The organism is Paradesulfitobacterium aromaticivorans, from assembly GCF_054657415.1.
Window position 1 is genome coordinate 1551679 of sequence record NZ_BAAHYT010000010.1, and the last position, 20142, is coordinate 1571820.

At 49.9% G+C, this 20142-nt stretch carries 19 protein-coding genes, 1 pseudogene and 1 riboswitch; of the genes and pseudogenes, 9 read left to right on the plus strand and 11 right to left on the minus strand.

Annotated features, from left to right (window positions below; all coding sequences use genetic code 11):
• Nucleotides 1-116 precede the first annotated feature (116 nt).
• The 4 genes and pseudogenes from ACYQ2N_RS13250 to ACYQ2N_RS13265 all read left to right on the plus strand — a co-directional run.
• The gene (locus ACYQ2N_RS13250) at nucleotides 117-449 is read left to right on the plus strand and encodes a hypothetical protein (RefSeq protein WP_459999734.1); all 333 of its coding nucleotides are present in this window, start codon (nucleotides 117-119) and stop codon (nucleotides 447-449) included.
• A 21-nt stretch (nucleotides 450-470) separates the two neighbouring features.
• Complete coding sequence (locus ACYQ2N_RS13255; RefSeq protein ID WP_459999735.1) at nucleotides 471-1004, plus strand: DUF2179 domain-containing protein; 534 nt, start codon at nucleotides 471-473, stop codon at nucleotides 1002-1004.
• Between the two features lie 108 nt (nucleotides 1005-1112).
• Nucleotides 1113-2099 (plus strand): 2-hydroxyacid dehydrogenase, encoded by a 987-nt coding sequence (locus ACYQ2N_RS13260; protein WP_459999736.1) that lies wholly within the window; start codon nucleotides 1113-1115, stop codon nucleotides 2097-2099.
• 201 nt (nucleotides 2100-2300) lie between these two features.
• A pseudogene (locus tag ACYQ2N_RS13265) lies at nucleotides 2301-2631 on the plus strand (spore photoproduct lyase family protein); the annotation flags it as partial.
• Between the two features lie 17 nt (nucleotides 2632-2648).
• Here ACYQ2N_RS13265 and ACYQ2N_RS13270 read toward each other — a convergent pair.
• The 7 genes from ACYQ2N_RS13270 to ACYQ2N_RS13300 all read right to left on the minus strand — a co-directional run bounded on the left by ACYQ2N_RS13270 (nucleotide 2649) and on the right by ACYQ2N_RS13300 (nucleotide 11888).
• Complete coding sequence (locus ACYQ2N_RS13270) at nucleotides 2649-3578, minus strand: DMT family transporter (protein ID WP_459999737.1); 930 nt, start codon at nucleotides 3576-3578, stop codon at nucleotides 2649-2651.
• A gap of 122 nt (nucleotides 3579-3700) precedes the next feature.
• Nucleotides 3701-4480 carry an ABC transporter ATP-binding protein gene (locus ACYQ2N_RS13275; RefSeq protein WP_459999738.1) on the minus strand — a complete coding sequence of 260 codons (780 nt, stop codon included), beginning with the start codon at nucleotides 4478-4480 and terminating at the stop codon, nucleotides 3701-3703.
• Between the two features lie 13 nt (nucleotides 4481-4493).
• Entirely contained in the window at nucleotides 4494-5519 is a 1026-nt protein-coding gene (locus tag ACYQ2N_RS13280; RefSeq protein WP_459999739.1) for a FecCD family ABC transporter permease, read from the minus strand.
• Between the two features lie 89 nt (nucleotides 5520-5608).
• Nucleotides 5609-6595, minus strand: a complete 987-nt coding sequence (locus ACYQ2N_RS13285; protein WP_459999740.1) for an ABC transporter substrate-binding protein — start codon at nucleotides 6593-6595, stop codon at nucleotides 5609-5611.
• Between the two features lie 219 nt (nucleotides 6596-6814).
• Nucleotides 6815-7006: riboswitch (cobalamin riboswitch) on the minus strand.
• A gap of 35 nt (nucleotides 7007-7041) precedes the next feature.
• Complete coding sequence (locus ACYQ2N_RS13290) at nucleotides 7042-10125, minus strand: efflux RND transporter permease subunit (protein ID WP_459999741.1); 3084 nt, start codon at nucleotides 10123-10125, stop codon at nucleotides 7042-7044.
• Nucleotides 10122-11270 (minus strand): efflux RND transporter periplasmic adaptor subunit, encoded by a 1149-nt coding sequence (locus tag ACYQ2N_RS13295; RefSeq protein WP_459999742.1) that lies wholly within the window; start codon nucleotides 11268-11270, stop codon nucleotides 10122-10124. Before ACYQ2N_RS13295 ends, ACYQ2N_RS13290 begins: the two co-directional genes overlap by 4 nt.
• A gap of 63 nt (nucleotides 11271-11333) precedes the next feature.
• Entirely contained in the window at nucleotides 11334-11888 is a 555-nt protein-coding gene (locus tag ACYQ2N_RS13300) for a TetR/AcrR family transcriptional regulator (protein ID WP_459999743.1), read from the minus strand.
• Nucleotides 11889-12360: 472 nt separating this feature from the next.
• Here ACYQ2N_RS13300 and ACYQ2N_RS13305 point away from each other — a divergent pair, with 472 nt between their 5' ends.
• The 4 genes from ACYQ2N_RS13305 (at nucleotide 12361) to ACYQ2N_RS13320 (ending at nucleotide 16838) form a co-directional block, all read left to right on the plus strand.
• The gene (locus ACYQ2N_RS13305; protein WP_459999744.1) at nucleotides 12361-12678 is read left to right on the plus strand and encodes a nucleotidyltransferase domain-containing protein; all 318 of its coding nucleotides are present in this window, start codon (nucleotides 12361-12363) and stop codon (nucleotides 12676-12678) included.
• Between the two features lie 122 nt (nucleotides 12679-12800).
• Nucleotides 12801-14402, plus strand: a complete 1602-nt coding sequence (locus tag ACYQ2N_RS13310) for a S41 family peptidase (RefSeq protein WP_459999745.1) — start codon at nucleotides 12801-12803, stop codon at nucleotides 14400-14402.
• Between the two features lie 87 nt (nucleotides 14403-14489).
• The gene (locus ACYQ2N_RS13315) at nucleotides 14490-15356 is read left to right on the plus strand and encodes a cell wall hydrolase (protein WP_459999746.1); all 867 of its coding nucleotides are present in this window, start codon (nucleotides 14490-14492) and stop codon (nucleotides 15354-15356) included.
• A 480-nt stretch (nucleotides 15357-15836) separates the two neighbouring features.
• On the plus strand, nucleotides 15837-16838 hold the full coding sequence (locus ACYQ2N_RS13320) for a hypothetical protein (protein WP_459999747.1): 1002 nt from the start codon (nucleotides 15837-15839) through the stop codon (nucleotides 16836-16838).
• A gap of 72 nt (nucleotides 16839-16910) precedes the next feature.
• On the opposite strand, the gene ACYQ2N_RS13325 is transcribed toward ACYQ2N_RS13320, so the two are convergent.
• The 3 genes from ACYQ2N_RS13325 to ACYQ2N_RS13335 form a co-directional block, all read right to left on the minus strand.
• Nucleotides 16911-17153: a hypothetical protein gene (locus ACYQ2N_RS13325; RefSeq protein WP_459999748.1), complete on the minus strand. Its 243-nt coding sequence runs from the start codon at nucleotides 17151-17153 to the stop codon at nucleotides 16911-16913.
• Nucleotides 17128-17814: a hypothetical protein gene (locus ACYQ2N_RS13330; protein WP_459999749.1), complete on the minus strand. Its 687-nt coding sequence runs from the start codon at nucleotides 17812-17814 to the stop codon at nucleotides 17128-17130. The genes ACYQ2N_RS13325 and ACYQ2N_RS13330 overlap by 26 nt, the downstream gene beginning before the upstream one ends.
• A 155-nt stretch (nucleotides 17815-17969) precedes the next feature.
• Complete coding sequence (locus ACYQ2N_RS13335; RefSeq protein WP_459999750.1) at nucleotides 17970-18467, minus strand: YlbF/YmcA family competence regulator; 498 nt, start codon at nucleotides 18465-18467, stop codon at nucleotides 17970-17972.
• A gap of 157 nt (nucleotides 18468-18624) precedes the next feature.
• Between ACYQ2N_RS13335 and ACYQ2N_RS13340 the strand changes: the two genes are divergently transcribed.
• Nucleotides 18625-19329 (plus strand): GDSL-type esterase/lipase family protein, encoded by a 705-nt coding sequence (locus tag ACYQ2N_RS13340; protein ID WP_459999751.1) that lies wholly within the window; start codon nucleotides 18625-18627, stop codon nucleotides 19327-19329.
• Between the two features lie 9 nt (nucleotides 19330-19338).
• Here the strand turns inward: ACYQ2N_RS13340 and ACYQ2N_RS13345 are convergent, their stop codons facing one another.
• Nucleotides 19339-20079, minus strand: a complete 741-nt coding sequence (locus tag ACYQ2N_RS13345) for a ZIP family metal transporter (protein WP_459999752.1) — start codon at nucleotides 20077-20079, stop codon at nucleotides 19339-19341.
• Nucleotides 20080-20142: the final 63 nt, after the last annotated feature.

The following is a 20142-nucleotide window of genomic DNA, read 5'->3' on the forward strand; positions in this document are numbered from 1 at the left end:
CTCATACAGTGTGATAAAATAAAAGAAGCTCATTTCTGATTAGCGTAGTCAGTTCGAATTATATCGTACGTGTCTCTTGCAATGTGTTTAGTAGCCTGTGGGGGGAGCGGAAGTATATGGAACGGATTCTGGTCCAAATACTTGGTGAATTACAGGAACTCCGTGATGGACAAGCCCGTATCGAAACCAATCTTCAAAAGCAGGGCGAAGAGATCGCAGGGCTCAGGGCGGACGTCAATAAGCAGGGCGAAGAGATCGCAGGGCTCAGGGCGGACGTCAATAAGCAGGGCGAAGAGATCGCAGGGCTCAGGGCGGATGTCAATAAGCTGAAGCAGGATGTTGGAGAGATTAAGACTGAACTGCGCTTCGTCTGGGAAGATATCAAGAAAATAGACAAGCGCTTAAGTGCACACGATGAAGAGCTTATGATTTTGAAGCGTCTAAAATAGTATTGTGGCGAGGGTGCTAACGTGGACATCATTGTAACGTATCCGATCTTGAGCTATTTTTTTATTTTCTTTGCCCGCATTACCGATGTCTCGCTTGATGTTTTCCGCATTCTGTTATTAGCCAGAGGGTATGCGATGCCGGCTGCTGTGATCGGATTCTTTGAGATCTGCATTTATGTAGTGGCACTGAGCACCGTCATGGCCGGAGGGCTTAATGATTTTAGACGGATTTTGGTGTACGCGGCGGGATTTGCCTCAGGCAACTTTCTGGGCTCATATATTGAAAATAGGATGGCTGTCGGGTTTGTGGTGATTCAAATGTTTCCCTACCCCGACCATGCGGAAGAACTGGTGAGCAGGCTGCGTCAATCAAACTATGGTGTGACCGTGCTTAAGGGAGAAGGACGTTCCGGTCCGCGCGAGATCCTGGTGATTACAGCCAAAAGAAAAGACCAGCCTCACATCATGAAAATCATGAATGAGGTGGCCTCGGATACCTTCTTTAATATTTCGGATGTGCGATCATTGCACGGCGGGGTGTTTCCGAATAAGTAGGGGGATAACAAAAAATAACGTCTTACGACAAATTTCTAAAGAATTTGCGTATCCAGCATGTTAAAATGGAATTCAATCGTTTTAAGATGGAGGAGGCGCTTAGATAAGATGAAGATTGTGTTTCCGGATGCCGATTCTCAGTATGTGGAATTGCTTGCCCCGGAACTTAGCGCCCGGCTGCAAAGCTTGGGCGAATTTATTATGTACGAGAAAATGCCGGAGGAACCTGAAGAATATATTCGCCGCATAGGGGATGCGGATGCTGTGATTCAGACCTGGAAGCTGCCGGACGAAGTTTTCGACCACTGTCCGCGCCTTAAAATGATTAATTATTTGGGGATAGGGGCGGCGAACTTTATCAATATCCGCAGAGCAACCGAAGAAGGAGTGATCGTGACCAACACTCCGGGGTATGGCAATAATACCGTGGCCGAGCATGCCTTGGCCCTGCTGCTGGCCGTGGCTAAGCATGTGTGCCAGGGGAATGCAAAGCTGAGGGAAGGGATGTTCGATCAGTCCCAAATGAGTTTTGATTTGGCGGGGAAAACTATTGGCCTGATCGGCCTTGGAGGCATCGGGGAGCGGATGGCTGCAATCTGCCGGGCCTTAGGCATGAATGTCCTGTGCTGGACGAGAAATCCTTCGCCCGCGCGGGCCGAGCAGAGTGGGGTAAAGTTTGTGGAGCTGGGGGCACTGTTGAAGGAGTCAGACGCAGTATCTTTGCATTTAGCCTTAAATGAAGAGACGAGGGGACTGCTGAGGGAAAAGGAACTTTCTTTATTAAAAAAGGGGAGTGTCCTTATTAATACTGCCCGGGCGGAGATTGTAGATACGGCTGCTTTGGTGAAGTTGCTGCGATCAGGTCATATTGCCGGGGCCGGGATAGATGTCTTTGACAAGGAACCCTTGCCGGAAGACAGTCCGCTGCTGGGGCTGGAGAATGTGGTCATGACCCCTCATACCGGATTTAATTCCCCGGATGCGGTGAGAAATATTTTAACTATTTCCATAAGTAATCTTGAACATTTTGCCCAGGGCAAGCCGGTGAATGTAGTCAGGAGCATACAGCCGGGCTGGTCAACAATAAATGCTTAGAACTAAGGGCATCCTAGCTTATGAGGTGACTGTAATGGGACAATTTGTGCCTAAGAGAGTCTATTATGAGCCGGATGCCCTGAATTATTCGATGGGACGGGAAATGGTAGACCGTTTTCGCGCTCTAATGGTGCCGGTTTTAGCAACAAGCTCGCATAATCGGGTGAGTGGAATTCCCGGTAAGACTCCGCAGGACGCCTTTACGAGCACGGAACTCCTACGCCTAAAAACCGAATTGAGGCGGCAGCTAAGGTGCTGGCAGCGGGGTATCCGTTGGGCTTCATCATTGCGCCGATATTTATCTTTCCCGGTTGGCAGGAAGAATACGAGCGTTTATTTGAAGGTTTAGCTGGTGCCCTAAGTAAAAAAAGCTCCGGCTGAATGGACAGCGGAGCAGTTAACATTTGAATTTATTTCGCATCGGTTTACGACCAAAGCTAAGAGTAATATCCTGCAGGTATTTCCGGAAACAAGCTTACCAATGGAAGAGGAAGGGCGTAAATTTAAGTTTGGGCAGTTTGGGTACGGGAAGACTGAAACGAAGGGAGATTATCCCGGCTTTTTTTGGTCTTTGTTTGAGACGGAGAGGGTAATCCCGCCTAATACTAAGAGCATGCCTAACCAATGATAAGGCATGAGTTGTTCATTAAGTATCATTACGCTAAGCAGAATCGTAAAGATCGGGTTTAGGTTGCTGAAGATTGCCGCCTTGCTGCTTCCGATCATGCTAATTCCTATAAAGTTAACGAAAATCGCGAAACCGGTAACGACTACGCCCATGTACAAGGTGCTTGCCCACATTTGCCAAGATAAGTGCCAAACGCCGTGAACTGCATCCCAAACGCCGTATGGAATTAAAAAGATTGTTCCAAAAAATAGAGTATAAACAGTCGTCACGAGCGGGGAGAATTTAGCCATTATATTTTGGCCGAGAATATTGAATAAGGCGACGGATGCGACATTGGAGAGCAGAAGCAGGTCACTGGGGCTGAGCCTCAAGGCCAGCAAATGCATTAAAGACCCCTGGCTAAATACCAGGAGCAAACCCAAAAATGAAGTTGCTATCCCCAAAATACGGCCTTTAGTGGGCTTTATATGCCAGCCAATGGCAAGTAAAAGGTTGGTCACTGCGGGGTTTGTGGCAATGATAATCGCAGCATTATTGGCAGGGCTGTATTGAATTCCCACTAGGAAAAGCAAGTAAGCCACGGCAATCCCCCAAAAACCCATAATTACCAAGCGCAGGAGGTCTCGCTTGTCGGGTTTGGGTCCGTACACAAGCTGGTATCGAGCTATAGGTGCCAAAACTATTAACCCCAGGGCTGAACGTATGACAGCTAAAGCTCCTGGGGGAATCTGAAAAGATACTAGGCGGCCTACGATAACATTGCCGGCGTAAAGGAAGGCTGCAAGGGTAAGAAATGCGTAGGCTTTGACATGAAGAGACGGCATTTCAGTCTTGTGCGTATTAACTGCCATTTATTTCTCCCAATCGGTTTATTTGAGAATAACGCATTGAGCTAGAAGTTCCAAGGGCAGTTTTTTCTTCTGTTCGGGGATTATAATCTTTGCGGAAGTTTAGCTCATTTTATCAATTTCACTTACTTACTTGTCAGTAAAAACTGGGGTACCCTGAGGACAGGGTGTTCGATCATGATGAGTTCGGTGTCATAGACCTTGGAGATGATGTTTTCTTTCAGTACATCGTTAACCAGGCCGCAACTATGGACATGTCCTTCTTCCAGGAGTAAAAGTTTAGTGCAGTACTGAGCGGCGAGATTCAGGTCATGCAGTACCACAATCACGGTTATTCCCTGTTCGGCATGCCACTTGCGCACATGTTCCATGACCAGAGTCTGATGCCCGATGTCCAGATAGGTTGTGGGCTCATCGAGAATTAGGACCCGGGGCTGCTGAGCCATGGCACGGGCGAGGGACACGAGCTGGCGCTGCCCGCCGCTCAAGGTGCTCACTAATTGGGTGCGAATTTCCCATAGCCCCAGGGAATCAAGCACCTCTTGCACAATTTCTTTATCCCGCGGGCTTAAATCAGAGAACGGCTTAAGCCACGGGTAGCGGCCCATAGCCACAATTTCCTCAACTGAAAAGGATAGAGCAGGAATGCCTTCCTGTTCCAGGACAGCGATTTGGCGCGCCAGTTCTTTCTTAGGCAGGGACTTTAAGGATTGTCCGCGGTAGCGCACTTCCCCTTCGTGCAAAGAGAGCAACGCGGTCATGGCTTTGATCAAAGTGGATTTGCCGCTGCCGTTAGGGCCGATAATCCCAAAAGACTCCCCTGCTTCAATCTCAAAGCTTACATCCGCTAGCACCGGGGCACCTCCAAAATCATGGCCGGCCTTAATCACTTCGAAGAGCTTCATGCGGTTTTCCTCCTCAAGCCTTTTTAAGCAAGTAGGCAAAGAACGGTGCGCCCACGAAAGCGGTGATAACCCCGATTGGGATTTCACGCGAAGGCAGCAGGGTGCGGGCCAACGTGTCGGACCAGAGCAAAAATACCGCTCCGGCGAGCGTGGATAAAGGCAAAAGTATGCGGTGGTCCGGCCCTGCGATTAGGCGCATAAGGTGCGGGATGATCAGACCGACAAAGCCGATAATACCGACCACGGAAACGGCGGCCGCGGTAAGGAGGGAGCCTACGACCAGGATTCTGATTTTCTTTTTCTCGACATCCATGCCCAAATAAGTGGCGGCATTTTCCCCTAAGGCGATAATGTTGAGGTCGCGTACCTGCAGGGAGAGGTAGAGGAAGCCAAGGACAAAATAAGGCAAGAGAATCCAGACATCCGTCCAGGAGCGGTTGGCGAGGGAGCCCATCATCCAGAAGACGATGAGGTCCATTTGCTGGCCGGAGATTGCGATCAGGAATGAGAGGAAAGCTCCAATCAAGGCCTGTGTAACGACTCCGGCTAAGATCAAGGTTTCGCGTTCGCGCTGTCCCTGGTGCTGGGCTAAAGCCAGGACAAACCCCAGGGAAAGGAGTCCCCCTGCAAAGGAAAAGAGGGGGAGCGCAAACTGCCCCCAGCCAGAGGCGTGGGTAAAGAAGACGATGGAAGTGGCCGCGCCGAAGGCGGCTCCGACAGACACTCCCAGGATGTAAGGGTCAGCCAGGGGGTTGCGCAGGATTCCCTGAAACGCTACCCCCGCAGAGGACAGCATGCTTCCCACCACCAGGGCCAGAAAAATGCGCGGCAGACGCAACTCCCACACAATCGAGTGTTGGGCGATCGTCCAGGTGGGAGTAAGGTCCAGAAAAGGTAGGTGCGAGAACAAGATACGCAGGGAAAGCCCGAACGGGAGCTTGACCGAGCCGATCATAGCGCTTAAGACGATGGAAAAAAGAAGCAGGAAGATAAGCCCCCCTGTTAAGCTTAGCTTTTTTAACGGAAATTTAGCTCTCATGTCCGAACCTTCCTAAGACTTATTAAGATATTTTATCGAATCTCGTCGAATCTCGTCGGATAATGAAGGGGTCAGTCCACAGACCCCTTCTACTTGAAAAGATCCGGGTACAACGCTTTGGCGATTGACTCCAGGCCGTCTGTGATGCGGGGACCGGGGCGGGTGACCATGTCGCTGTCAAGGTCGATTACGCGCTGGTTTTTCACAGCTTCGATATTTTTCCAGCCTTGGCGGGAAAGGATCCCCTCTTTGGCGTTTTTCTGATAGTAGCTGTAGGTGTCAAAGATTACCTGCGGGTTTTTGGCGATGACTTGCTCACTGCTGTACTGAGCCCAACCGGTGACATCGTGGGCGATATTAACTCCACCGGCCTTGGTGACTATTTGATCAAGGAAGGTGCCCGCTCCGGGTGTAAAGAGGTTGGGGTCCACTTCGACAAAAACGTTTAAGCGGTCGGCTTCCTTCACTGTTGCCACTTTCTGAGCGATATTCTGTTCTTTCTCTTTCATAGCCGAGACGATTTTCTTGGCCTCCTCCGGCTTATTAGTGACTTGGCCGAGCTTTTCAATAGTCTGGTAAGTTGAGTCCAGGCTTTGCGGATTGAAAACAGCGACCGGAATCTTTAAGTTGCGGATGGCCGTGATCGTTTTCTCGTCATGCATCCCCAGAATAATCAAATCCGGGTTTAATTTAAGGATTTGCTCGGTATTGGGGTGGAGGCTGTCTTCAAAGACATATTCAACTTTCTGCTGTACTCCTTGCGGGTAATCATCATACTTGGTGACGGCCACAACTTTTCCTTCCAAGCCCAGAGCAAAAAGGGTCTCCGTGGAGCTTGGAACAAAGGAGACAATCCGCTTAGGCTCAGCCGGGATTGTGACTTCCGTGCCTGAATCATCTTTCAATGTAAAGGGATACGTTGTTTGCTGGGCCGAGGCAGTGCCCGTGCCTGCGTTTTTCTCAGGAGTCGTTTTTTGGGGAGCCGTGCCGCAACCGGCCAGAGCAAGCGTCAAGATTAAGGACAGAATAAATAGTATTGATACTGAGTTTTTTCTGAAGGTTTTGTTAGTTGACAATTTCTTTTCCTCCCTCTGTTCTTAAGACGTAAAATTACCTTCTCGTTTGATATCATTAAAGACTTAATGCCATTTAAGACTTTGACGGTATATGGCAAATTAAACAACTAAAAAATCCTTTTATCCTTGAGGATAAAAGGATTTTCATGCTGTTGCGGCTTGCGGGCGTTTATCTGCAACGCCTGTAAGCGCCTAATATCCTTTGCCTCGAAGGATTTAAGCCCTTTCTGCGAGCAGGCAGGTCTCCTGGCTCATGGCCTAGCATTCCACGCCTTCCCATCCTCAGACAGTGGCGTGCGTGTGGATGCTTCCAAGTTACAGTGGCGGGACCGCGCCGGTTTTGCACCGGACTTCCCTTTTCACCTTTCTACGCGTGGGCGCAAGAAAGGAACCTGTTCGCAAATCATGCACTTGTCTTAACCTCTATTGTAACGGATTGTGTCAAATTAGCCAAGAGGCCGGAACAGGGATTTTGTTTGGGCCATGCCGTGGCCTTCGCGATGGAGCAGGTTATATACCACCGGGATGATCACGAGGGTTAAGAGCGTTGAGACGGTCAAGCCGCTCATGATTGCCACCGACATGGGTACAAACAATTCGCTGCCTGAGAAAGCGAGGGGAGCGAGCCCAATTACTGTGGTCATGGCGCTCAAAAAAATCGGGCGGTAGCGTTTACTGACGGCGTCAAAGCATGCATCTCGGACGGACATGCCCTCGGCCCGGGCCTCATTGATAAACTCGATCAGCAAAATAGCGTTTTTGATGACCACTCCCATTAAACTGACGACTCCGACCAAAGCAGTGAAGGAAAGGGGTTGGCGGAAGAGGAAGAGACCGGGGACCACGCCGATGAGGGAAAGGGGAATGGTGAGGAAGATGATGAAGGGTTGGAGGAAAGACTTGAATTGAATCATGAGGATGACATAGATTGCGAACAAGGTCAGGAGGGCAGAGACACCCAGACTGCCGAAGTTATCCTTGATGTTTTTTGTCTCTCCTTCGTAAGATAGCGTAACTCCCTCAAGGACGGCTTTCTGTGCGGCCAGTTTTTCCTTGAGCACTTTTTCAATGCTGACGGCGCTGTAGCCGGGCTTGACTTCACTTGAGACGGTGAGCGTGCGTACCCGGTCATATTTGCGGATCGTTGGGATTTGTGGGCTGAGGCTGATGTGGGAAAAATCTTTGAGTAGAACTTTTTTGCCGGTGATGGAGGATTTGATGGCCAGGTTTGCGAGCTCCTCCGGGGTATGAATGTCGCTTTTGACTAATATAGAGTATTCATTCCCTGCTTTGCGCAGGACCGAGGCTTCCGCTCCTTTTAAGGCGATGTTCACCTGGCGTTGGATGTCATAGTTGGTGACGCCTAAGCCGGAGGCTTGGTCGCGGTCGATATCGACTTTAAACTCATATTTGGCGGTATCCAAATCATCGTCCACATTGATCGTTCCGGGTATTCCTGACAGTTCCGTGCGTACGAGGGCCACCGCTTGAGCCATTTGCTCCTGGTTGTCGCCGGCGATGCGGATGGCTAAGGGACTGCCGGGCATGGCTTTCTGCAAGAGTTGGACGTGCGCTTTCCCGCCGACTAGGTTTTGGTTCAGGAGATCCTGGAGATAGGCGGCAAGCTCGGGGTTGCTTTTGAAGCGTCCCCCCTTATTGAGGTCAACTTTAAACATGATTTGGGCGAAGTCCTGGGAAGGGGTGGATTTGGGCAGGGTGATGTAGAACTTGGGCAAGCCGCCCCCGATGGCGGTCGTGTAAGACAGGACTTCTTTTTGCTCGGAGAGGAGTTTTTCTACCTGCTGGGACGCGCGCTCAGTGGCTTCTAAATTGGCTGCACTGTCAGCGGTTAGGTCAACGTACAGAATGTTTTTGTCGACGGTGGGAAAAAACATGACCTTGAGATTGGTGCCGAGGTAAAGCACGGCCGCAAAGGTAAGAACTGTAAGGATCAGGGTCAGGGCTTTATGTTTCATGCCCAGGCGTAAAAAACTGTCATAAAAGCGGCGCACTGGGGCGTGTTTCCCCGCGTTGCCCTGTTTAAGACCCTCAAAAAAGATATAGGATAAAACGGGAGTGACGAGGAGAGCGACTAGGAAAGAGGCGGCGACCGAGAGAATCACGACCTGGGGCAGGCTTTGCAGAAACTCTCCGGACGGCCCTGGCACGAAGAGCATGGGGGCAAAGGCCACGGCGGTTGTGATCGTCGCGGCAAACATAGGGGCGATGGCCCGTTTCGTTCCTTTTATGCACGATTCGAGCTTCTCTCTGCCCTCATCCATGTAGACTTGGATGGAATCGATGATCACAATGGCGTCATCGACGAGCATGCCTAAGGCAATAATGAGCCCGGCTATAGAAACTTCATGTACTCTTATTTTAAGCAAGTACATGGCACTAAAGGTTATCAAGATGGACAGGGGCACCGCGGTCGAGGCTACAATAGCGTTTTTAAGGCCCATCCCGAAAAAGACGACGACCAGGACCAGGGCAATCCCTTCAAGGAGGTTTTCAAAGAAAGTTGAGACGCTGCGGCTGACATCTTGGGGCTGGTAGATCACCTCGTCCATTGTAAGCCCGGGGGGTAAGGAGGTCTTCAAGCTATCAAGCTTGGCGCGTACGGATTTTCCGATGAGGACGATGTTTTTGTTCGGTTCAAAATACCCGCTGAGAAGGATGGCATTTTGTCCGTTCTGTTTGACGCGGTAGCTTGAATCGGCCAATTCCCAGCGTACGTCTGCGATGTCCTTAAGGCGTACCAGGGCACCGGTTTGGCGGGAGCCGCCGATGACCGTATTTTGAATATCGTTCAGTGAGGTGAATACTCCCGGAATGTTTACGTTTATTTTGATTTGGCCGTCGCTGAGGGAGCCGGAAGGGATGGCTAGGTTTTGAATCTTGAGGGCATTCATCACATCTTCCGGGGATAAAGCGTACTGGTTCAGCTCGGAGGTGCGCAGTTCAACTAAGGCCTGTTTTTTCTGAACTCCGTCGGTGTTGAAGTGGGAGACACCGTTGATGGTGGAAAGTTCCTTTTTAAAATCATCAGCGAAAGCAGCCAGCTGCTCGTAAGAATAACCGTTTCCCGAGAGGCTGATGATCATACCTGCGGTGTCCGCCAAATCCGTATCAACCTGGATTGTGCCACTTTCAGCGGGCAGGTCGCGTTGGGCATCGCTCATAAACCGTCTTAAGTCAGTCCAGGATTTCTCGATGTTTGCTTGCGTGTTTAACTCCAGGACGACCACGGCAATGCTGTTTTTCGAATAGGAGTAGGACGTTTTGTAGTCGGGGACTTTAGCAGCTTTGTCCTCAATGACCCGGGTAACGAGTTTTTCAACGTCTTCCGGGGCCGCACCCGGGTAGATGGAGGTGATCACCGCAAACGGAGGGGTGACATCCGGGCTTTCCTGTTTGGGGATGAGGTAATAACTGTAGGAACCGAGGAGGACCGCGAGCAGGGTAAAGAAAAGGGTAAAGCGCCTGTTCTTGATGACTTTGGCCGTGAGACTGTTTTCGCTCTTGCTCATTGGCTTGCACCGGCGGCAGGATCAACCGGGTTGTTGTCTTTGACGCTTACCGGTGAGCCTTCTTTCAGTTCTTTCATGCCGGAAGTCACCAGGATATCCCCGGATTTTAGCCCTTCAACGCTCACATTGAACCCTTGGTTGTTGAGGAGTCGGATGTTTTTCTTGGTGGCTCGACCGTTTTCGATCACAAAAACGTAATCCTCCCCGTCATTCATGACGTCGGCGATCGGAATCCACCATCCTTTTTCTTCGCCGATAGCGATGGAGACTTTTACAGTGGCACCGATTTGGTACGCCGGGGCAGGCAGTTCCTCACTCAGAGTGATCTCCGCATTATAGCTCCGGCTTTCCGAATCGGGAACCTGATCCACGGTTTTTACTTTTCCGGCGGCCTTGGAATTGCCGACCAGAACCGTTGCCGCGGCACCGGGTTGAACTTTTTTCACATCGGCCTGGGACAAGCCGACGTTAACGACCTGTTGCCCTTGACGCAGCACAATTAGCGGATACCCGGCGGCCAGAATCTCACCTTCTTTATTTAGAACATCCACAACATAGCCGTCTAAATTGGAGTAGAGCTCGGTGTCATTTAGTGCACTCTTTTTTGCCTGAGAATCTATCTGAGCCTGGCGGTAGGTGGCCTCTTTGACATCCAGGTCAAGCTTAGCTTTATCCAAATCGTTTTTTGCCAGGCCTCCGGCGGCGTAGAGTTGTTCGAGACTCGCATAGCTATTTTTGGCTTCGTTATATGCTAGTGCTGCCTTCTCAACGTTGATTTCCGATGCTTGCAGAGCAAAGCTTAGGTCAGTTTTACTAAGTTCAGCCAGTTTCTGCCCTGAAGTTACGTGGTCGCCCTTGTGAACATAAACTTGGGCGAGTTTGCCCGGGACTTTGAAGCTTAGTTTTCTTACTTCCCCTGAGCCGATAATACCTGTGTACTTGAGTTCCACTGGAAGGCTCTGGTCTTTAAGTGCCAATACTGTAACGGGTTTTAATTTGCCAGTTTCAGTAGTGCTATCCGTTTGTGCCTGCGTGCTGCAGCCGGCGGTAGACAGGAGTAAGGCTAAAAGCAGAAGGGCCGGGAGGAAAGAAGAGGCGGGCCTGTCAGCGGGGGACTTCACCCCAAATAGTGGAAATATACTCACGTTTTCCTGACTCCTTTCAGATGCACCAAGTTGATTGAGATACGCTAAGTTTCCCGGGTAATTCTAATTTCTCTTTAAGATGCCGTAGAGCAAGAGCTGTTTCATCTGATCCATGAGCCGATTCACCGTGATGTCATATTTATCCAGAATTTTTTGATCCGTAGGGGTGAGAAAGATCTTTTTGAAGGCCAGCGTTACGACCGAAGGGCTTACATCAGGAGCGATATCCCCTTTAACGATTCCTTCTTCCAAGAGCGAGAGCGCAATTTGCTCCTGGTATTCCCCGATGCTTTCAATCTTTGTTCTTTCTTGCGGAAAGTAACGGTTCAGTTCGTCGAGAACACGGTAGGGAATGGCATTGTATGAATAGACAGAGAGTAAAGCCTTAAGCTTATCAAACCAGTTGTCATACTTGCTCATTTCTTCCGTGGCCCGTTCTTTCTCCACGCTCACGGCACCTTCGATGATCTCACTGATAAGCTCGTTTTTGGATTCAAAGTATTTATAGAGAGTCTTCTTGCTGATGCTCAGTTCAGCGGTAATGTCATCGAGGGTAAAGCCCCGCAGCCCGTATTTTATAATTTGTGCGGTCGCTGATTTTAGGATTTGAGCGCGCATGTGTCCACCTCTCGTTATCTTTATGCTATATTTATACTACGGGAACTATTTTAGTATCTCTAGTTTCCCAGATTTGCTTGGGAAATGCAAGCCAATACGCTGATGCCCAAGGACATGCGCGGTCTTATGCTCCCTTTGCCATTGGTAAGACAGAAAGCCGTATCCTCCGAAACTCCCTTAGGGCCTCATGCCATCAAAAGGCAGGGGGCTCTGATTTTTATTAAAATTTTGGTATCGGTGCTAAGTTGTTAGGGGTAAGGAAAAAACGAGAGTTAAAAAAGAGATGTATATTATCCACAAAATGGTATAATCAGTCTATGGAAGATTGTTTCCCTGAAGGAGGCTTTTTTTATGGAGCAAAGGGAAAAATATGAGCATTGGGAAGATATCCTTCCTACAAAAAGAAACTATCCGCTAAAATCGATAAAGACATAGCCGAACAGGTTCTGGAAAAGACAGAGGAGGTATTTCTATGGCTGCGCTCCCTAGTCCAATAAAGCAAGTTATTCAAGATTATGTAACAAAAATTAGTAGTCAGATACCTGTTGAGAAAGTAATTTTGTTTGGATCCTATGCCAAAGGAACTTTCGACAGTGATAGTGATATTGACATCGCGATCTTCTCGAACCATTTCAGGAAGATGGATGAAATTGAAGGTTTTAGATTCTTATTTACGCAAGCTATGGACTATGATGCAGACCTCCAGCCTCTCGCTTTTACAATGGAGGATTATGAAAATCCGATGGGAATCGTTGAAGAAATTCTGAAGACAGGAATAGAGATCAGTTAAGCAAAAACAATTATGCTATGTTCTGAGTGAGTACAGGAAAAAGGAGTTGTCTGTCGAATTCTTTCCAGTGACTTCTGGTATGACCAAGAAGCCGTAAACTTTCCAGTACTGGAGGAATCATCATGCAGGCGAGAAAAGCCGGGCTCAGCTTCTTGCTCGTTATCGTTTTAATCTTGAACTCTGTAGCTGTGTCATTAGCCGTGGACAGCTCCCTGCCAGAGGTGCGCTCTCTGCTTGAGGCAGGATATGTTGATCCGGTGCCGGATGAAGTCCTTAATGCTGCTACGGTGGAGCAGATGCTTGAGAGACTCGGCGATCCCCACACCATGTACTTCAGCGCCCAGGAGTACCAGAATTTTATCAACTCAATGGACAACCGTTTCTCCGGAATTGGCATCCATATTGACATTGTGCCGGAAGGGGTTCTGATTCTTTCTGTGATTGGCGGGTCTCCGGCAGAAAGCGCGGGGCTAAAAGCAGGGGATATCATAGTGCAGGGAGCTGGACGTAGTTTGGCAGGCCTGGCGGCGGAGGAAGCAGTCAGCATCTTGCGCGGGCCGGAGGGCAGCCAGGTGGACTTGCTGGTAAAAAGAGGCACGGCCACCTTGCAATACACTGTGACCCGTAAGAATATCGAGGAACCGACTGTGCAGGGAGAGCTTGTGGAGGGTCATATCGGCTATATTGAGCTTAACTCTTTTGGAAGCACGACGGCGGCTGATTTCGGGACAGTTGTAAACTACCTCCGTGCCCAAAACGCTGACAGTTGGATCGTAGATGTGCGGGACAACCCGGGAGGGTATTTGAGTGCGGCCATTGATCTGGCCGGATACTTAATTGGCAGAGAAACGGTGGTCAATATTAAGTACAGGAACAATGAATCTGAGACCTATCAGGCAACAGACCATGGTTTGACGCTAAACCAGCCTGTATTTTTTCTTACAAATGAAAATAGCGCCAGCGCCTCGGAAATACTCTCGGCTGCCGTCAAAGACCATCAAAAGGCAGTCTTAATCGGCACTGGGACTTATGGCAAAGGCACTGTGCAAAGCATGTTCCCGCTCTCAGACGGCGGAGTCCTAAAAATGACAGTAGCTCGCTTTTACTCTCCTCTAGGCAAGGAGATTAATCATGTCGGGGTTGCCCCTGATCTTAACTTAAAATCGGCAGTAAATGCTAAAGAAGTAGCGGAACTGCTCATCACATCCATGTCAAATTCGGACGGATTTCTAAGGTACACGCTCGGAACCAAAACTTATAACATTTCGCTCGCTCAAGTAAGGTCGGAAAAATACTGGCAGGCTTGGGGGAGTGTTTTGGATTCATTAGAAAATCCAGGTCTGCTCCAAATAGGCGGGGCTCAGGGATGGAGCACGGTTGCGGCGCACGAGTTGGAAGCGCGCTGGCCGCTTTACTATCCAGGTTATCACGAACTGAACGCCCTCACTGACATTCCGCTTGATAAAAAGTTTACTGTCCATTTTCGTGGACATATTAACTGGAAAACGGTGAATACTGAAAGTATTGAACTTATCGAAAGTACCAGCGGCCAGCGGGTGCCTGTGGAATTTGAGCCGCTAGGGGATGGTGATGTTAAAGTTGTACCCACGGAATCTCTCCAGCCGGGAGTCAGCTATTTGCTGGTGATCCATCCCGAAATTGAAGACTTAAACGGTGTAAAGATGCAAGAAGGGGCGCTGGCGGTGGCAAATACGGCCAAGTAGTTGTCCCTGGCGTTTTAGCAGTTAGTTATAATAATCACCTCTCTTGGGAAAGACTAGAAATAGTCTATGCCTTAAGGGGTGATTTTTTTGCCACACCGACGAAGCCGGAAATTCTTAGCGCTTCTCCTGTTCGGGGCCACGGTTCTGTTTTTGGAGCATGCTCCGGTGTCTCCGGTACAGGGACAGTTAAGCAGTTACGGCAATCCGGTCAAACTCGCCAAAGTAATGAACACAAACGTCGTCAACACAATTGCAGCTAACATCAAGAGAGAAGAACACGAACCACTGAGGATTACAGTGATGAGTGGGGATACTTTATCCGCGCTTGCGCGCACATACTTTACTACGGTTGAGGAAATTACGAATCTTAATAAATTGCTATCTCCGGACTGGATAGTGGCCGGGCAGACACTTGAAATCGCACCAACGGTCGTGCGGGAATCGGCTGCAAAAGTTATGAACAATGCAAGCGGTGCCAATGATAAAGCGCTTCCGGAAAGCCCGTATGATACTTTGCTTGAGGCGGAGCAGAAAGCTAGCGCACTGAAGCAGGTCAAGACCGTACAAAGCCGCTCACGTGGGGATCAGTATGTTAGTATTTCCAGGGAAGAACTCGAGCTTTTGGCCCGCGTGATTTATGCTGAAGCCCGCGGGGAAGATCTTGAAGGGCAGGTGGCGGTGGCCGCAGTCGTGTTAAACCGTCTTGAGGATTCCCGTTTTCCAAAAACAATCCGCGAAGTAATTTATCAGCCGCGTGCTTTTACGGCGGTAACGGATAAGCAGATTCATCTTAATCCTAATGATGAAGCCTACCGCGCGGCGGCCGAAGCCTTGGCAGGCAAGGATCCAACCGAAGGTGCACTCTACTATTACAATCCGCGCACTGCCACTGATACCTGGATTAAAAGCAGGCCGGTCGTTAAGCAAATCGGCAACCATACGTTTAGTATTTAGGTTCAACTATGTACTGCATTTTGCGGGCCTTGGTACAAGGTGAAGACTGCGACTTCCGGGATGACGTTGAATCGGAGAGCGAGCTTGCTGTTGCCGATGCCACGGTTAATATAGAGGGGAACTCCGTTAACGATATGGTATCGAGCAAGAACCAGGCGTAAGGGACGGAAGGACTGTAAGTTAGATGAGGCAGAAGTGGGAGATGAAGCATTTAAGCGTGAATAGGCTCGGTCTACGTCATCGTGGGCGGTAGAAGGGTCGTCAACACCGATAAGCCAAAGCTTGAGTTCAGATAGGTAGGTGGCATCGTTGATCAGCACAACCCAGCCTAACTCTTGCACTAGAAGAAAGGGTCTGGAGCCGATCTGGTGCGTGGTAAGCATGCTTCGTTTGAAACACGCTTTCCCCAACTCCAACATACCCTATAAAAAAAGCGAGCAACTTTCAACGTGTAGGCAAAAGAGACGGGAGGGGAGCACGGTGAAGTTCGGTGGACAAGGATCCAATGATTTTGGGCCCATCGGACCGCAGGGATTCCCTGGGCAACCGCCCGGTGGACAACAGGGTCAGGTTGGTCCGGGACATTTTAATCAAGCGTACGGTCAGGGACAGATGGGTCAGTATATTCAGGGCTACGGTCTAGGACAATATGGCCCCGGACCGTCCCCGGGCGGCTCAATCAGGAATACCCTTGGATCAGGCCTTAAAAGCAGCGGAGTCTTTCAAAAGGACGGGCAAATAAATAATTTACGCGGGGGTTTTATCGGCCCCAAACAGCCACCGGGAATGCAGGGAGCACCTAATGCACAGTACCAGGCTGGATATCCCCAGGCGGGACCGCAGGGGTATAATCAAGGTGCCATGCCCGGCCCGGGTGCCTGGGGTGGCAATCAAGGAAATGGGGGCGGGGGCAAAGGTCCATTTTCTTTCTTAGGCAGTGGTTCGGGCGCAGCCCCAAGCCAGCCTCGCCAATTAATTTTGCTGGGAGCTCAGCCAGGAATCACAGGCAACGGGATTGCTACAATTTCCCCTGACAATAGTTTTATGCTGGTAGCCAATCTGCCTCCCCCTGCTAATTTTTCTGCAGGGCAGGGCATGTCTTCCTATGCAGCTTATCTGGTAGATAAAAAAGGGCAAACCGGTTTTTTGGCTGGGGTTTTAAGGCCTGTGGGCAACGGGGTTTATCAGACACAGTTTCGCAGTTCTGTCCCCCTCCACCATTATGAGCGCGTGGTGGTGTCAGTGGAAAATCATGGTCAATTGGGGCAGGCACCTAACGGCCCGATTATTCTCAAAGTACAAGAGCCCAAAGGACCTTCCGCTTTCATTAACCCTGTGAAGAATGCCGGAGGTTCAATCTGGCGCAAGATTACCGGGCTATTCCAAAGAAGCCCGAAAACTCCGGCGGTGCCGGAAGGGGCCGTAGAGCTGCCGCTTGGGGGCGCGGCCACATCCCTTACAGAACAGGGTTCTGCCCTCTAATTTACTATACTAAACTAAGAAGAAGCTTACCTCCAAGGGGAAGCTTCTTCTTAGTATTAACGCACCACAAGTCTATATTAATACGAGAATTAGGATCAAAATGGCCATGAGCCCAAGCGTACTCAGGATTACGGTAATCCCAAGGGTGGCGGAGCTTACTTGAGCCAGCAGGATGTTAGAAGAAAAGGCAACTAGAAGAAAGAGGGCGACAGACAAAAAACCTGCTCCTACGGTAGAGTTATGAAACAGGGAAGAAATGCGCCTAAAGCCGTAGTCCCATACTTCCGGCCTAGGCGGGGGAATTGTGTAAGTCATGCAGCGCTCCTCCGTTCTTTTCAGGAGTGCTAATGGTGCTAATGGGGCAATTGCTTAAACCAGTGTGCCCGCTTATTTGTGGCTGGCAGCCTGGCGTCCCTGCGCCTGCGCGTTCAACGAGAAATTGAGCAAATAGTAAGCTCAGGGCTATGATGAGGTTTCCGGGTGCTCCCGGGATTTCAAAGAGCGGAACGTTAAATGAAGTGTCGGGGCTGCCGTCAAAAGGGGCAAAGGGTGCAGAAACCACGAGGGAGACACTTAGATTGTCCGGGAAAAGTGGTTCATCCCCGCCCACAGGGCCGCGACCTTGACCGGCGGAAGAGGCGTTTGCCAGAGAGGGGGGAAGTGGGATTTGTCCGGTTGCTGCTGCCTGCATTATTTGGGTTAGCTCAGGTAAGGTCAGGGTAAGAGGATATAATTCCGGTACTGGGCGTGCAGGCCAGGGGGGATGAGCGAGCGAACGCTTAAACAGAAAAGTTATTAAAAAGTTGAGCCCGGCGATGATTAGCCCTCCCAAGTAGAGGTCAGTCTTAGCCAGGGGAAAGAGCATGGCGCTGACAGGGCTAAACGGGAGATTGCAGCGAATGGGGCTGTCCACTAAAACGGAAAAAGAGAAGGGAGTTGTCGGCAAAGGGGGACGAACTGAGTACATGTCAGCCATACTTCCCCCTCCTTCTCTAAAACCAGCATTTGACAATAACCCATCCTCCCAGACATAAGATGATTAAGAATGCCAGCAGAGTTACAGGATGAGTAACATCATTTATTAGGATAGGACCGTTATAGCTGTTTGGCCTCAACTTGTACCCACTTCCCCTACTGTTGTCCGGGCAGTTTAAAGTTAGGGATCTTTACGCCCTGGGGCATTTTGAAGTCAGGAGGAATTTCCATCGAAGGCATTTGCTTGCCACCGCTGATGCCGTTTAAGATCTGCTGGGCCATATTTTTCAGTTCCTCCGGTAAAGGAAGCTGGTCTGCGCTGGGCATACCATGAATAGCGGTGGTTAAAGCGAGGTTTACCATAGCCATCATTTTTTCATACTTTTGTTGCTGGATGAAAAAGGCCTTGATTAAAGGATGTTTATTTATCAAACGGATCTTGAGATCAACGAGGGCTAAGGCGTCTTTTTCCGGCACAACTTTACTAATCATTTGCGCGGCAATAAGCTGCCGTTCTTTGTCCTGGTACTGCTTAAAAGCTTCGTTACCGGCGGGATCTGAGGCAATGGCTGCCTCGGCTGCCTTGAGCCCTTGCGCTTCCGGGGTTTGGGCCAAAAGCTCCCCCAGTTCACGTGCTTTATCAATATAGCTCATATACCGAATACCTCCTTTATATTGAAGAAAAGCCGTATTCCTTCTACCTTATACTAAGGTATGCTCAGGGACGCTGCCGGGTGAAAAGCTATCATATCCGGAGCAGGAAACAAGCACTTAGTTGTAGAAACTGAATATAGAAAGGAGGGGCCGGAATATGCGCACTTATCGTTTGCAGGTTCGTCTGTTGCAAGTGGCTGTTTCACTGGCTCTGATCGTTTTAATTGCCGGTTTTAGTGGCGTTTTTAACGGGGGAGCAAAACCTAATCCGGCAACTGTCGGGACACCCGAGAGTACAGGGGATAGTACACCCGTGGTCAGCAATCCCAAGATTGTAGCTTTAGGGGATTCGTTTACGTACGGTTATCCCGGCGGGCCGGAGCAAGCGTGGCCGCGCCGCCTGGAAGAATTACTGCAGGCTCCTGTTGTTAATAAGGGCCAAGTAAAACAAACCGCTCAGAACCTGTTTGAGCGCTTTGACCAGGATGTCCTAACAGAAAAACCGGGCCGAGTGATTATTTTCGTAGGTACAGGGGATGCCCTTCAGGGAGTCAAAGCGGAAACTTACCAGAACAATGTCAAGGGGATGGTGGAAAAAGCCAAATCTAACCATATCATTCCGGTTTTAGCCTTGCCCCTTCCTTATCCGGGCTCCAAGCAGGAGGTGCAAAAGTCTATCACTGACATGAGGGAATGGATGCTTAACTTGGCCCAGACTGAGCAAATCTTAGTCCTCGATTTCGCAAGCGTTTTATTTGACCAAGAGGGTAAAGGGATTAAGGAATTGTTTGCTGATGTCAATTATCCTAATAATAAAGGGTATGAAGAAATGGCAGCGTATGCTGCCCGCGTGCTGAAGTAAGAGGAAAGTTTAAGCCGGATGTACTAAGCTTAAGAGGGCAAAGAAGATGAATCCGATCACAGCCCCAAGCAGGGCGTAATGGGGATGGCGTTCGCGTGCGAGGGGCCAAAGCTCGGCATAAACCAGAAAAGCCATGGCTCCGGCGGCAAAAGCCAGGAAAAAGGCAAGCGAGTTTTGGATGGCTTGCAATCCCACTATTCCCAGGAAAGCGCCCAGCGGGGTGAAAAAGGCGATTCCAAGATTCAAGAGTAATATCTTCCAGGTACGAATGTTGGCCATGCGCAGGGGAGTGGTGGTCGCCATTCCCTCCGGGAGATTATGGAGGGCAATAGCTAAAGCGATCAACAGGCCCAGTTCAGGGGTGGCTTCCTGGCCGACCGCGATTGCCATCCCCTCGGGCAGGTCGTGCAGAGCAATCCCCGAAGCTACCAGGAGCCCGATGCGTTTCAGGCGCTGAGGGCGTGAAAGGGGCAGGGAACTGCCAGGGCGGTTAATTTGGTGATCTGCGGCTTTCATGAACAAAAGTCCCAGGCCTATCCCTAATAATACTTGAACAGGCGGTCCGACTTCCCAGGCCATTGGCAGTAAATCGACCGCAACCACAGCCAGCATGACTCCCCCTGCTCCGGCTAAGAGAGTAGCGAGCACCCGTTCCTCCGGTTTGCCCAGGAGGAGGACAATGATACTGCCCAAAGTCGTAGCCAGGCCCGCAATCGTGCTAATACGCAAGATTTCCAGGATATCCTGCAAGGATCACTCCTCCTCGTAACTAAGAGTAAGCTTTCAACTTAGCGCTATCACTTTGCTATTGCT

Coding starts and splice junctions, on each gene's coding strand:
- ACYQ2N_RS13250 (WP_459999734.1), top strand. CDS start 117: ATGGAACGGATTCTGGTCCAAATACTTGGTGAATTACAGGAACTCCGT.
- ACYQ2N_RS13260 (WP_459999736.1), top strand. CDS start 1,113: ATGAAGATTGTGTTTCCGGATGCCGATTCTCAGTATGTGGAATTGCTT.
- ACYQ2N_RS13270 (WP_459999737.1), bottom strand. CDS start 3,578: ATGGCAGTTAATACGCACAAGACTGAAATGCCGTCTCTTCATGTCAAA.
- ACYQ2N_RS13275 (WP_459999738.1), bottom strand. CDS start 4,480: ATGAAGCTCTTCGAAGTGATTAAGGCCGGCCATGATTTTGGAGGTGCC.
- ACYQ2N_RS13280 (WP_459999739.1), bottom strand. CDS start 5,519: ATGAGAGCTAAATTTCCGTTAAAAAAGCTAAGCTTAACAGGGGGGCTT.
- ACYQ2N_RS13290 (WP_459999741.1), bottom strand. CDS start 10,125: ATGAGCAAGAGCGAAAACAGTCTCACGGCCAAAGTCATCAAGAACAGG.
- ACYQ2N_RS13300 (WP_459999743.1), bottom strand. CDS start 11,888: ATGCGCGCTCAAATCCTAAAATCAGCGACCGCACAAATTATAAAATAC.
- ACYQ2N_RS13305 (WP_459999744.1), top strand. CDS start 12,361: ATGGCTGCGCTCCCTAGTCCAATAAAGCAAGTTATTCAAGATTATGTA.
- ACYQ2N_RS13310 (WP_459999745.1), top strand. CDS start 12,801: ATGCAGGCGAGAAAAGCCGGGCTCAGCTTCTTGCTCGTTATCGTTTTA.
- ACYQ2N_RS13325 (WP_459999748.1), bottom strand. CDS start 17,153: ATGACTTACACAATTCCCCCGCCTAGGCCGGAAGTATGGGACTACGGC.
- ACYQ2N_RS13330 (WP_459999749.1), bottom strand. CDS start 17,814: ATGGCTGACATGTACTCAGTTCGTCCCCCTTTGCCGACAACTCCCTTC.
- ACYQ2N_RS13335 (WP_459999750.1), bottom strand. CDS start 18,467: ATGAGCTATATTGATAAAGCACGTGAACTGGGGGAGCTTTTGGCCCAA.
- ACYQ2N_RS13340 (WP_459999751.1), top strand. CDS start 18,625: ATGCGCACTTATCGTTTGCAGGTTCGTCTGTTGCAAGTGGCTGTTTCA.